This is a genomic window from Bradyrhizobium sp. 62B (assembly GCF_030272265.2).
Taxonomy (GTDB): Bacteria; Pseudomonadota; Alphaproteobacteria; order Rhizobiales; family Xanthobacteraceae; genus Bradyrhizobium.
Genome location: NZ_CP092841.2, coordinates 3706910 through 3719182, shown reverse-complemented (window position 1 = coordinate 3719182; position 12273 = coordinate 3706910). Strand labels below are relative to the sequence as shown.

Sequence of the window (12273 nt, the reverse complement as noted above, 5' to 3'; positions counted from 1 at the left end):
GATGTCTCAGTTCAGCGGCGCGGAACGCAGCTCGTTGGCCTCGCGCGCCGAGACCGGCGTGCCGCGATTGCCCCAGGCCGTGCGGATATAGGAGACGACGGCGGCGATCTCATTGTCCGACAACAGGCCTGCGAAGGGTGGCATGCCATAGGGCATCGGATTGCCCTTGGTCCCCGGCGGATAGCCGCCATTGAGCACCATGCGGATCGGATTGACCGCCGACTGCATCTCGATCGACTGGTTGTTGGCCAGCGGCGGCCAATGCGGCGGCTTGCCTTCGCCCTGCGTGCCGTGACAGCTCGCGCAGTGCTTGTCGTAGACGGTCTTGCCGAGGCTGATCAGCAGGCTGCTCTCGCTGGTCGGCAGCGTCGAGCTTGCCGGCGGCGGAGGCGAGGGCTCCGCAATGCCCTTGAGGTACACCGCCATGGCGCGCGTGTCCTCGTCGTTGAGATATTGCAGGCTGTTGTGAACCACTTCGGCCATCGGGCCGTAGACCACGCCACGCATGGAGACGCCGGTCTGGAGCAGGTCGGTGATGTCCTTGATGCTCCAGTCGCCAAGCCCGGCCTCGCGGTTTGACGTCAGCGACGGCGCGTACCAGTTCTGCATCGGGATCAGGCCGCCCTTGAAGGCGTCCGATTGTGAGGTGCCACCGAGCGCGTTGATCGGCGAATGGCACATGCCACAATGGCCGAGGCCCTCGACAAGGTAGGCGCCGCGATTCCATTCGGCGGATTTCTTGGGATCGGGCTTGAACTCGCCCTCACTGAAGAACAGCGTGCGCCAGCCGAGAATGAGCTGGCGGTTGTCATAGGGAAAGCGCAGCTCATGCGGTTTGTTCTTCTGGCTCACCTGCGGGATCGAGCGCAGATACGCGTAGATCGCGTCGCTGTCGGCGCGCGTGACCTTGGTGTAGGACGCGAACGGCATCGCCGGATAGATCAGCCCGCCGTCCGGGAAGCGGCCGCTGTGCATCGTCTTGTAGAAATCATCCGCGCTCCATTTACCGATCCCGGTCTCCGCATCGGGCGTGATGTTGGAGGTGTAGAGCGTGCCGAACGGCGTCGGCATGGCGCGGCCGCCGGCGAACAGGCGACCCTCCGGCGCGGTGTGGCAGGCGGTGCAGTCCCCGGCACGGGCGAGATACTCGCCGCGCGCGATGATATCGCTGCTTTTGTCCTGAGCCTGCGCGACCGTCGTCAGAGCAATCAGGACAAGGAGTGTGATCGACAGTTTCGAGCCCATCATCCGCCTCGTCAGTTGGGCTGGCTGCCGCACGCGAATGGCAGTGCGTAGCTGCCTTTCGGGACGGGGGCCGGATTCGTGGGCGCGGGTCGCGTCGCGAGCCAGGCAGAGACAGCCGTGACATCGGCCTCGGTCAGATGCCCGGCGACGAGCTGCATGCAGTCAGGCGATTTCGCCGTGCGCGTGCCATAGCGCCAGGCGCCGAGCTGGGCGCTGATATAATTGGCGCGCAAGCCGAGCAGGCCGGGGATGCCGGGCTGCATGCCTGCCAGCGCCGGGCCGTGACAGCTGACGCAGGCCGGAATGTTGCGGCTGGCATCGCCGCTTGTGGCGAGCAGCTCGCCCTGCGCGAGGATGTCCTTGCTGACGTCGCTCGGCGCCGGCTGCGGCAGCGGCGGATGCTCGCCGGCGAAATATTCCGCCATCGCCTCCAGATAGGGATCAGGCAGAAACTCCAGCAGATAGTTCATCGGCGGATATTTGCGCCGGCCGCTGCGAAAGGCGAGGAGCTGGTTGTAGAGATAGCCGGCCGGTTTGCCGGCGAGGCGCGGGAAATAGACATCACTGGTGCCTTCGCCCTTGTTGCCGTGACAGGGCGTGCAGGCCTCGACCCGCGCCGCCATCGTGTCGGGCGGCTGATTGACCGTTTGCGCGGCCGCGCCATCAATGGCGGCCAAGGTGATGATCACAGCGACTGACGCCGCGGTGCGAGCGAACACTTTCGTCGCCCTCCATAAGGCTGGTCCGGTTGATTCCGGACCACACGGTAAAGCGACTTTATTGCGCCAGTATATTCTCGCGCAAGCTCGGACGTGAGCAATGACGTTTGGTCGCGTCGTCGGCATTCGCGATCCGATCGGATTCGACAAGATTTGCGTGTTTTTTGAAAACTGCACATAACGCAGCAGCCTCGCGGCAGTTCCTGTCCGAGTCTTGCATAATCATATCACCCTCTTTGTCAGAGGGCGCAGGGAAGACCGGATGCCGACTGGCACCCGCGGTCCACTGTGCGAAACCTGCGTGTCAAGAAACTGCACAGCGGCATACAGGTGAAGCCCAACAGCCGGCCTTCCCTGCGCAGTGGTTTGACGGCTTATGCCGAGCTCTCCCCGGGGAGCGATGCACTATTGCCCCCGTCGCCTTGCAGATCGCTGATGCGCGTGCCCGGTCGGGCCGCCACATCACCGCAAGACTTGACGCACAGACCCCGGGCGTCAGGACCACACGGTTTTGCCGTACGCATGTCACACCGGTCGTGTGCGCGAAGGCGCCTCGCTCACGGTTTTGCCGCCCTGCGATGCCTCTCGCGCCGATGTGACTCGCGTCCACCGCAGCTCACCCCACGTTTCGTGACGATCGCGATACGCCCCTCTGACCGGGGTGAGGTGGCCGGAGGATGCGGCAAAGTCGAAATTCTGTAAAGGCGAATATTTTGCGGGCGCGCCTTTGCCCAACGGCTGGTGTGTTTTGCCCGTCGGGCAACGCAAGAGATTGTGCACCGTAGGGCGGATCAGCCGAAGGCGTCATCCGCCGTCCCGGTCGTTCCAGCTAGTGATGCGGCGGATTACGCTTCGCTAATCCGCCCTACGGGGCGGTGTTCCCTTCGGATCATTTCGGGCTGCCGCGAGTTTGGTACGGATTGTCCGGGTTGGAGCCGTCATGACCGTCAATTTCGACACGCTGAAAGCCTCGCTCGTCCTGTATGGCCTGAACGGGATCTACGCGATCCTGCTGCTCGCGATCGGCTGGTATCTGTCCGGCGCCATGCAGCGTTTCGTCACGCGCCTGTTGAGCGTCACGCACCGCGTCGACCCGCTCGTCACCTTGTTCGTGGGCAGTCTGGCGCGCTACGGCGTCCTGGCCGTGGTCGGCATCGCCGTGCTTCAGCTGTTCGGCATCCAGACCGCGAGCCTCGTTGCCGTGCTGGGCGCGACATCGCTCGCCATCGGTCTCGCCTTGCAGGGCACGCTCTCCAATCTCGCCGCCGGCGTGATGCTGCTGTTGTTCCGGCCCTTTCACGTCGGCGACGACGTCGAGGTGGCCGGCAAGGCGGGGAAGGTGAAGTCGCTGTCGCTGTTCATGACCGAGCTGGTTGCGCCCGACAACACGCAGATCCTGTTGCCGAACGGACAGGTGTGGGGCGCGGCCATCGTCAATCACAGTGCTTACCCCGGCACGGGCGAGATCAAGGTGGCGTTTCCGGTCCCGGCGGGCGCGGCCAATGCGATGGCCGATCGCATCCTGAAGGAATTGCGCAACGACTCGCGCATCGACGATCACGCGCAACCTGCCGTTTCCGTCACCAAGGTTCTCGATGTCGCCAATCCTGCGGCGCCGATCCTGGAGTTGACGGTCAGTGCGAAAGCAAAGCCGTCGCAAGCTGACGCGGTCAAGCAGTGCGTGCTCGATCACGCAAGCGCGCTGCTCGCAGCCGCATGAGGTGCTTCAGCCCCGCGGCGACCGCGGCGGCCTGCGCTTCACCACATGCCGGCGCGGCGAGCGGGTCGCGCGCGGGCGCAGGCGGGTTGCGGCGGCACGCGGCTTGGTCTGGGCTTGCGGACCACGGGCGAGATCCATCAGCATGCGCAGCGCCTCGACGACGGAGCGCTGACGCACGGCGGTGCGGCCGATCGCGCCGAAGCGGTGCTCGCGGTGGATGATCCGGCCGTCGCGGGCCGCGGCGGCGAAGTGGACGAGACCGACCGGCTTGCCCGGCGTCGCGCCGCCGGGGCCGGCAATGCCTGTGATGGCGACGGCGAGATCGACGCCGGCGCGCTCCAGTGCGCCGATCGCCATCGCGGTTGCGGTTTCCTTGCTGACGGCGCCGAAATGGGCGAGCGTGCCGGCTTCGACGCCGAGCATCGCGCGCTTGGCATCGTTGGAATAGGTGACGAAGCCGCGATCGATCACGTCGGACGAGCCGGGGATGTCGGTCAGCGCGCCGGCGACGAGGCCGCCGGTGCAGGATTCAGCGGTCGCGATCGTCAGCTTGCGCATCCGGCACAGATCGAGCAGCGAGCGGGAGAGGGCGCGTGCGTCGCTGCCGCCCATGGCCTAGACGCCCCAGGGAAGACGGATGGTGGCGCTCGCGGTGGCCGCGATGCCTTCCTCGCGGCCGGTGAAGCCGAGCCGCTCGCTGGTCGTCGCCTTGACCGCGACGCGCGAGATGTCGACGCCGGAGATCTCGGCGATTCGCGCGCGCATCACGTCGCGGAGCGGGCCGATCTTCGGCCGCTCGCAGATCATGGTGACCTCGAGATTGGCGACGCGGCCGCCGCGCGCCGTGACGCGCTCGATGGCGTATTTCAGGAACTGGTCGGAGGAGGCGCCCTTCCACTTCGCATCGCTCGGCGGGAAGTGCGATCCGATGTCGCCGTCGGCGAGCGCACCGAGGATGGCGTCGACCAGCGCATGCAGGCCGACATCCCCGTCGGAATGGGCGAGAAACCCCTTGGTGTGCGGCACGCGCACGCCGCAGAGCATGAGATGGTCGCCTTCGCCGAAGGCGTGCACGTCGTAGCCGGTGCCGGTCCTGATATCGCCGAGCTGGGCAGCCAGGCGTGCTTCCTCGCGCACGAAATCCTCGGGAGTGGTGAGCTTCATGTTGGCAACATCGCCTTCAAAGGTTGCGACCGTCAATCCCGCCCATTCGGCAATCGCGGCATCGTCGGTGAAATCTGAGCGCCCGTCCTTCGCCGCGCGACGATGCGCCTCGAGGATGACGTCGAAACGAAAGGATTGCGGCGTCTGCGCGATCCGCAAGCTTGCCCGGTCCGGCGTATCCTCGACATTGCCGCTCGCGCCGGTGACCTTGATGGTGTCGGTGACGGGGACGACGGGGATCGCGGCGCCGGTGCGGCTCGCCGCCTCGATCGCGCGCGAGATCACGCCGGCCGAGACGAAGGGACGGGCCGCGTCGTGGATCAGCACGATGTCCGGCTTGTGTTTGGCGAGCGCCTCGAGGCCGGCGAGCACGGAGGCCTGACGGGTGGCGCCGCCGCTGGTCGGCGGCTCATGCTTCAATCCGGCGACCGCGGCCGTGAACATGGCGCTGTCGTCGGGGTTCACCACCGGCTGCACCGCAAACACATCCGCGTGGCGGCTGAAGGCTTCCATGGCGCGATAGATCACTGGCACGCCGCCGATCTCGCGATATTGCTTCGGCCCTCCGGCGCCTGCACGCAGTCCACGCCCGGCTGCGACGAGAACGACTGCGGTGCGCTGTGATTTCGCCATAGGACTCGAATACTCGATTGGTGATGGAGAGTCGGGGAGTGGGGTGATTGCCGCATGCCTCTAGCACGGCAGGCCCGCAAAAAAAGGGGGTTTCCCCGGATTGTTGGAAACAGCATTTTGCTGCACTGCACTTGAAAGATTTGCAGAATTGTCTAAACTGTAGGCATGGCGCTTGACTGCACAAGAATTGTGCGCAAGATAGGTCATGGCAGGCGCGATGAGGCCCTGCCCAGTCGACGAGACCCCTGTGACCGGTTCGACAGTATCCGGCTCTAAGCCGTTGAAAATAGGCGATATTGATGTCGCCAACCCGGTCTTCCTGGCGCCGATGTCGGGGGTGACTGACTCGCCTGTCCGCAAGCTGGCCGCGGAGCTCGGGGCGGGTCTCGTCGTCTCGGAAATGACCGCCAGCGATGAGCTCGCCAACGGCCACCGGATGTCCCGGTTGCGCTGCGAAGCCACTGGAATTGGCCCGCACGTGGTCCAGCTCGCCGGCTGCGAGGCGCATTGGATGGCCGAAGGCGCAAGGATCGCCGAGGCCGAAGGCGCTGACATCATCGACATCAACATGGGCTGTCCGGCCCGCCACGTCACCGGCGGCCAGTCCGGCTCGGCCCTGATGCGCGACCTCGACCACGCCGTCAGCCTGATCGATGCCACCATCGCCGCGGTGAAGGTGCCGGTGACGCTGAAGATGCGGCTCGGCTGGGACGACCGCAGCCGCAACGCGCCGGAACTGGCGCGTCGCGCAGAGGCAGCCGGCGTCAAGCTCGTCACGGTCCATGGCCGCACGCGCAGCCAGTTCTACAAGGGCGAGGCCGATTGGGATGCGATCCGCGCCGTGCGCGAGGCCATCGCAATCCCACTCGTCGTCAACGGCGACATCACCTCCTACGAGCGGGCGCTTGCGGCGCTCGAGGCCTCCGGCGCCGACGCCGTGATGATCGGCCGCGGCGCGAACGGCCAGCCCTGGCTGCCCGGCCAGATCGGCCGACGCCTCAAGGGCGGGGCCGAAGAGGCTGTGCCCTCGCTCGAAACCCAGCTGCATTATGTCCGCACGCTCTATGAGGGCGTCTGCGCGCTCTATGGTCTCCGCGTCGGGCTGAAGCATGCCCGCAAGCATCTCGGCTGGGCGCTCGATGTCGCGGCAGAGGCGAGCGGGGCTTCCGTCGAGAAGCTGAAGTCCTGGCGCCAGAAGATCCTCACCTCGGAGGATCCGCGCCTCGTCCACCAGTCGCTAGAGGATGCCTTCGACGACTTCGCATGGAGCGCTGCTGCATGAGCTCAGCCGCTGACCATCGCCAGCCCGCCGACAGCGACGCGATCCTGGATGCGCTTCCCAATCCCGTGCTGATGATCGGGCCCGACGGCAAGATCGTCGCCGCCAACATCGCCACCGAAGCCTTCTTCGAGATCTCGACGCAATTCCTGAAGCGGCAGTCGCTGAAGGAGCTGGTGCCGTTCGGCAGCCCCTTGCTGGCGCTGATCGACCAGGTGCGCTCGTCGAACTCGCCGGTCAACGAATACAAGGTCGATCTCGGCACGCCGCGCATGGGCGGCGACCGCCAGGTCGATCTGCACGTCGCCCCGCTCACCGAGCGGCCCGGGCATATCGTGGTGATGCTGCAGGAGCGCTCCATCGCCGACAAGATGGACCGCCAGCTCACCCATCGCAGCGCGGCGCGCTCGGTGATCGCGCTCGCCGCGATGCTGGCGCACGAGATCAAGAACCCGCTCTCCGGCATCCGCGGCGCCGCGCAACTGCTGGAGCAGCAGGCCTCCTCGGAAGACCGCATGCTGACGCGCCTGATCTGCGACGAGGCCGACCGCATCGTGACGCTGGTCGACCGCATGGAGGTGTTCGGCGACGAGCGTCCCGTGGTGCGTGGTCCCGTCAACATCCATTCGGTGCTCGACCACGTGAAGCGGCTGGCGCAGTCCGGCTTTGCCCGCAACATCCGCTTCATCGAGGATTACGATCCCTCGCTGCCGCCGGTGCTGGCGAACCAGGATCAGTTGATCCAGGTGTTCCTCAATCTGGTGAAGAACGCCGCCGAAGCCCTGATCGACGTGCCCGACGCGGAGATCCAGCTTACCACCGCGTTCCGCCCAGGCGTGCGCCTGTCAGTCCCTGGTCAAAAATCCCGGGTATCGTTGCCTCTCGAATTCTGCGTGAAGGACAACGGACCAGGCGTGCCGGACGATCTTCTGCCCAACCTGTTCGATCCCTTCGTGACCACCAAGCAGACCGGCTCGGGCCTGGGTCTTGCGCTGGTCGCCAAGATCGTCGGCGATCACGGGGGCATCATCGAATGCGAATCTCAGCCGCGCAAGACCACCTTCCGCGTGCTGATGCCGATGTATTCCACATCGGTGAAACATGCCGATCAAAGCAGTCGCGCCGACTCTGCCGGGAAGTCGTCGCCTGTGTCACAGGGGGCGAAATGAGGATTAACGATGCCCGCAGGTAGCATTCTCGTAGCTGATGACGACACCGCCATCCGCACTGTTCTCAATCAGGCACTGTCCCGCGCGGGTTACGAAGTGCGGCTGACCGGCAATGCCGCGACGCTGTGGCGCTGGGTCAGCCAGGGGGAGGGCGATCTCGTCATCACCGACGTGGTGATGCCCGACGAGAACGCGTTCGACCTGCTGCCGCGGATCAAGAAGATGCGGCCGAACCTGCCGGTCATCGTCATGAGCGCGCAGAACACCTTCATGACGGCGATCCGCGCCTCCGAGCGCGGGGCTTATGAATATCTGCCAAAGCCGTTCGACCTGAAGGAGCTGATCGCCATCGTCGGCCGCGCGCTCGCCGAGCCGAAGGAGCGCGTCTCGACGCCTGACGAGGACGCCGAGATGGAGGCGATCCCGCTGGTCGGCCGCTCGCCGGCGATGCAGGAAATCTACCGCGTGCTGGCGCGTCTGATGCAGACCGATCTCACCGTGATGATCACGGGCGAGTCCGGTACCGGCAAGGAGCTGGTGGCGCGCGCGCTGCACGATTACGGCAAGCGCCGCAACGGCCCGTTCGTCGCCGTCAACATGGCGGCGATCCCGCGAGACCTCATCGAGTCCGAATTGTTCGGCCATGAGCGCGGCGCCTTCACCGGCGCCAACACTCGCGCCTCCGGCCGGTTCGAGCAGGCCGAGGGCGGCACGCTGTTCCTGGACGAGATCGGCGACATGCCGATGGAGGCGCAGACGCGCTTGCTTCGCGTGCTGCAGCAGGGCGAGTACACCACCGTCGGCGGCCGCACCCCGATCAAGACGGACGTGCGCATCGTCGCGGCCTCCAACAAGGATCTGCGCGTCCTGATCCAGCAGGGCCTGTTCCGGGAAGACCTGTTCTTCCGCCTCAACGTCGTGCCGCTGCGGCTGCCGCCACTTCGCGAACGCATCGAGGACCTTCCCGATCTGATCCGCCACTTCTTTGCGCTGGCAGAGAAGGACGGGCTGCCGCCGAAGAAGCTCGACGCGCTGGCGTTGGAGCGGCTGAAGCAGCACCGCTGGCCCGGCAATGTGCGCGAGCTGGAAAACCTCGCCCGGCGTCTCGCCGCGCTCTATCCGCAGGACGTCATCACGGCATCCGTCATCGACGGCGAGCTCGCTCCGCCCTCGGTCAGCCCAGGCGCCGCGGTCCAGCAGGGCGTCGACAATCTCGGCGGCGCGGTGGAAGCGTATCTGTCCTCACACTTCCAGGGCTTCCCGAACGGCGTGCCGCCGCCGGGCCTCTATCACCGCATCCTCAAGGAGATCGAGGTGCCGCTGCTCACGGCCGCGCTGGCGGCCACCCGCGGCAACCAGATCCGCGCCGCCGACCTGCTCGGCCTCAACCGCAACACGTTGCGGAAGAAGATCCGGGATCTCGACATCCAAGTCTACAGGAGCGGGGGCTAGTCTTCGCGGACACCGGCGGTGGCTCAGCTCCCCCTACCAAAGCGGAGCTGAGCCTGTCCGGATCGCGCTGGCCGTTGTGGCTGACGCGGTGAGCAGAAGTCGGGACGGGGCGCAAATGTTCCGCCAGATCCATCCAATTGATCGACGGGCCGCATGGCGCGGCGTCGCATCTAGCGGACCAGGCGGCCCGATGCCGGCATCAGGCTGGCGACATTCGCCGGCGGCTCCTGCAGGCCCGGGCCATTGACCAGCAGGTCAGAGGCCACGATCAGCAGCAGGACGGCCGAGACCATGATCGCGAGAAAAAATCTATCCATGCCGGGTCAAGCCGGGACGGCGGGAGTCCGTTCCCCCTAATCCGCCATCGACCTGTGGATGCGGCGCTCCGCCCCTCTGCAGACGCCTCGCAATTGTCGCAATTCGGCAACAATGTGGTACGAATACATCAGTATCCGCGCGCCCGCGGACCCGTTTTCAGCACCACCATTGCCGGAATGACCAGCGCAGATACCTCGGCCGCACACTTTGACACGGCCCCAGCGGATGAGCCCCGGCGTTGGTCGGCACGGCGCTGGCTGGCGCCGTTTGCCGTGGTGCTGGCGCTGCTCTCGGCGTTCCTGACCTTCCTGGTTCTGACCGGCCTTACCACGATTGAGCCGACGCCGGCGGTGGTCCGCTCGATCTACCTGACCAACGCGGCCACGATCCTGCTGCTGGTCGGCATCATCATCCGCGAGCTCTGGCAACTGATCCTGGCGCGGCGGCGGGGCAGGGCAGCGGCGCGCCTCCATGTCCAGATCGTCAGCCTGTTCTCGATCGTGGCGGTGCTGCCGGCGGTGCTGGTCGCCGTGGTCGCCAACGTCACCATCGAGCGCGGTCTCGACCGGCTGTTCTCCGGGCCGACCAGGGAGGTGATCCAGAACTCGCTGACGATCGCGCGGGCCTATATGCAGGATCATGCCCAGCTGATCCGTGGCGACATTCTCGGCATGGCGAACGACATCGCGCATGCAAGGCCGCTCTACGACCAGGATCGCCGCTCGTTCCGTGAGCTGCTCACCGCCAGCGCCGGCTCGCGCAATCTGCCGGGCGCGATGATCATCGACAAGAACACCAACATCCTGGAATCCGCCGACACCGGCATGCGGCTCGCTTATTCGCCGCCCGCGCCCGACTTCCTCAGCAACGTCAACGAGAACGAGCCTGAGATCGCGGTGCTGCCGGACGCGAGCTTCGTCGCTGCGGTGATCCGGTTGCGCGCGTTCAACGACACCTTCCTCTATGTCGCCCGCCCCCTCGATCCGAATGTCGTCAATCAGCTCAAGCAGACCGAGGTCAGCGTCGCCGAATACGCCCAGATCGAGTCGCGCCGGCTCGGTATCCAGGTCGCCTTCGCGCTGATGTTTGCCGTGATCGCTCTGACCATCCTGATGGCCTCGGTGCTGATCGGCCTCAACTTCGCCAACTCGCTGGTCTCGCCGATCCGGCGGCTGATGAACGCGGCCCACACGGTCTCGACGGGCGATCTCCACGTCCAGGTGCCCGTGCACCAGTCGGAAGGCGATCTCGCCCAGCTTGGCCAGACCTTCAACAAGATGACGCAGGAATTGCGTAGCCAGCGTGACGAGCTCGTCAATGCCAGCGATCTCATCGACAGCCGCCGCCGCTTCATCGAGGCGGTGCTGTCCTCGGCGAGCGCAGGCATCATAGGCGTCGATGCCTCCGGCAGCGTCGGCATATTGAACCGCTCGGCCGAGAAGCTGATCGGTCACGCCGAATCCGAGACGCTCGGCCACCCGCTCTCCGACGTGCTGCCCGAGCTCGACGAGATGATGAAGGCGGCGCGGGAAGGCACCCAGCGCCTGGTGCAGGGCCAGATCACGATCACGCGCGACGGGCAGGAGCGCAATCTGTCGGTCCGCGTCAGCGCCGAGAAGAACCAGCCGCACGACAGTTACATCATCACGCTCGACGACATCACAGAGCTGGTCTCGGCGCAGCGCACCTCGGCTTGGGGAGACGTGGCGCGCCGCATCGCCCACGAGATCAAGAACCCGCTGACGCCGATCCAGCTCTCGGCCGAACGCATCCGCCGCAAGTTCGGCAAGGACATCACCGAGGCCAAGGACAAGCAGATCTTCGAACAGTGCACCGACACCATCGTGCGCCAGGTCGACGACATCAGGCGCATGGTCGACGAGTTCTCGCGCTTCGCCCGCATGCCGAAACCGGTGATGGAGGGCGAGGACGTCGCCGACGCCGTGCGGCAGGCGGTGTTCCTGATGAAGGTCGCCCATCCCGAGATCGATATCGAGGCCGATTTCAAGCAGGACCCGCTCCGGGCCCAGTTTGACCGGCGGCTGATCTCCCAGGCGGTCACCAACATCGTCAAGAACGCCACCGAGGCGATCGAGCAGGTTCCGGCGGAAGAGCTTGGCAAAGGCCGTATCGACGTCGTGGTCTCCCGCGAGGGCGATGACGTGCTGATCGACGTGATCGACAACGGCATCGGCCTGCCCAAGGTCGCGCGCTCGCGGCTGCTCGAACCCTACGTCACGACCCGGGCCAAGGGCACCGGCCTTGGCCTTGCGATCGTCGGCCGCGTGCTAGAAGACCATGGCGGACGCATCGAGCTGAAAGATGCCTCCGAATTCCGCGAGGGCCAGCGCGGTGCCTGGATGCGGATGCGCTTTGCGATCTCCGGGCAGCCGGCGAAGGCCGACGGAGCCGAGCAGGCGCGCGCGGCCACGGAAATCGCCAAAGCTGCGACGGAGCCGGCGAAAGACGCGGCGCCGGAAACAAAAGAGCCGGCGCTCGAAACCAAAGAGCCCGCTGAAAAGACCAATGATTCACCGAAAATCGTAGCCCCCACAGGCAGCTGACAAGACAGGC

10 protein-coding genes are annotated in these 12273 nt (G+C 65.8%); 5 read left to right on the top strand and 5 right to left on the bottom strand.

What is annotated here, in order from left to right:
- Positions 1-6 precede the first annotated feature (6 nt).
- Both ML401_RS17430 and ML401_RS17425 read right to left on the bottom strand, forming a co-directional pair.
- Entirely contained in the window at positions 7-1245 is a 1239-nt protein-coding gene (locus ML401_RS17430; RefSeq protein ID WP_211417501.1) for a cytochrome c, read from the bottom strand.
- A gap of 11 nt (positions 1246-1256) precedes the next feature.
- On the bottom strand, positions 1257-1964 hold the full coding sequence (locus tag ML401_RS17425; RefSeq protein WP_211417082.1) for a c-type cytochrome: 708 nt from the start codon (positions 1962-1964) through the stop codon (positions 1257-1259).
- Positions 1965-2904: 940 nt separating this feature from the next.
- Between ML401_RS17425 and ML401_RS17420 the strand changes: the two genes are divergently transcribed.
- Positions 2905-3684: a mechanosensitive ion channel family protein gene (locus ML401_RS17420; RefSeq protein ID WP_212066534.1), complete on the top strand. Its 780-nt coding sequence runs from the start codon at positions 2905-2907 to the stop codon at positions 3682-3684.
- 6 nt (positions 3685-3690) lie between these two features.
- Here the strand turns inward: ML401_RS17420 and ML401_RS17415 are convergent, their stop codons facing one another.
- Both ML401_RS17415 and ML401_RS17410 read right to left on the bottom strand, forming a co-directional pair.
- Positions 3691-4296: a CinA family protein gene (locus tag ML401_RS17415; protein WP_194402110.1), complete on the bottom strand. Its 606-nt coding sequence runs from the start codon at positions 4294-4296 to the stop codon at positions 3691-3693.
- Positions 4297-4299: 3 nt separating this feature from the next.
- Positions 4300-5481, bottom strand: coding sequence for a bifunctional 2-C-methyl-D-erythritol 4-phosphate cytidylyltransferase/2-C-methyl-D-erythritol 2,4-cyclodiphosphate synthase (locus ML401_RS17410; RefSeq protein WP_285812568.1), 1182 nt, complete (start codon positions 5479-5481; stop codon positions 4300-4302).
- 280 nt (positions 5482-5761) lie between these two features.
- On the opposite strand from ML401_RS17410, the gene dusB reads away from it, so the two are divergent.
- The 3 genes from dusB to ntrC are packed head-to-tail and all read left to right on the top strand — an operon-like array spanning position 5762 to position 9381.
- Entirely contained in the window at positions 5762-6763 is a 1002-nt protein-coding gene (dusB, locus tag ML401_RS17405; protein ID WP_285812567.1) for a tRNA dihydrouridine synthase DusB, read from the top strand.
- A complete protein-coding gene (locus ML401_RS17400) occupies positions 6760-7929 on the top strand; it encodes a nitrogen regulation protein NR(II) (RefSeq protein ID WP_194402108.1) in 1170 nt (389 codons plus the stop codon). Before dusB ends, ML401_RS17400 begins: the two co-directional genes overlap by 4 nt.
- A 9-nt stretch (positions 7930-7938) precedes the next feature.
- Positions 7939-9381, top strand: coding sequence for a nitrogen regulation protein NR(I) (gene ntrC / locus ML401_RS17395; RefSeq protein WP_097662565.1), 1443 nt, complete (start codon positions 7939-7941; stop codon positions 9379-9381).
- Between the two features lie 170 nt (positions 9382-9551).
- On the opposite strand, the gene ML401_RS17390 is transcribed toward ntrC, so the two are convergent.
- Positions 9552-9698, bottom strand: coding sequence for a hypothetical protein (locus ML401_RS17390; RefSeq protein ID WP_211417520.1), 147 nt, complete (start codon positions 9696-9698; stop codon positions 9552-9554).
- Between the two features lie 177 nt (positions 9699-9875).
- Between ML401_RS17390 and ML401_RS17385 the strand changes: the two genes are divergently transcribed.
- The gene (locus tag ML401_RS17385) at positions 9876-12263 is read left to right on the top strand and encodes a PAS domain-containing sensor histidine kinase (protein ID WP_285812566.1); all 2388 of its coding nucleotides are present in this window, start codon (positions 9876-9878) and stop codon (positions 12261-12263) included.
- Positions 12264-12273 lie beyond the last annotated feature (10 nt).

Excerpts from the sequence above, each read along its gene's own strand:
- ML401_RS17410 (WP_285812568.1), bottom strand. The coding sequence starts at position 5,481 with ATGGCGAAATCACAGCGCACCGCAGTCGTTCTCGTCGCAGCCGGGCGT.
- ML401_RS17420 (WP_212066534.1), top strand. The coding sequence starts at position 2,905 with ATGACCGTCAATTTCGACACGCTGAAAGCCTCGCTCGTCCTGTATGGC.
- ML401_RS17385 (WP_285812566.1), top strand. The coding sequence starts at position 9,876 with ATGACCAGCGCAGATACCTCGGCCGCACACTTTGACACGGCCCCAGCG.
- ML401_RS17415 (WP_194402110.1), bottom strand. The coding sequence starts at position 4,296 with ATGGGCGGCAGCGACGCACGCGCCCTCTCCCGCTCGCTGCTCGATCTG.
- ML401_RS17400 (WP_194402108.1), top strand. The coding sequence starts at position 6,760 with ATGAGCTCAGCCGCTGACCATCGCCAGCCCGCCGACAGCGACGCGATC.
- ntrC (WP_097662565.1), top strand. The coding sequence starts at position 7,939 with ATGCCCGCAGGTAGCATTCTCGTAGCTGATGACGACACCGCCATCCGC.
- ML401_RS17430 (WP_211417501.1), bottom strand. The coding sequence starts at position 1,245 with ATGGGCTCGAAACTGTCGATCACACTCCTTGTCCTGATTGCTCTGACG.
- ML401_RS17390 (WP_211417520.1), bottom strand. The coding sequence starts at position 9,698 with ATGGATAGATTTTTTCTCGCGATCATGGTCTCGGCCGTCCTGCTGCTG.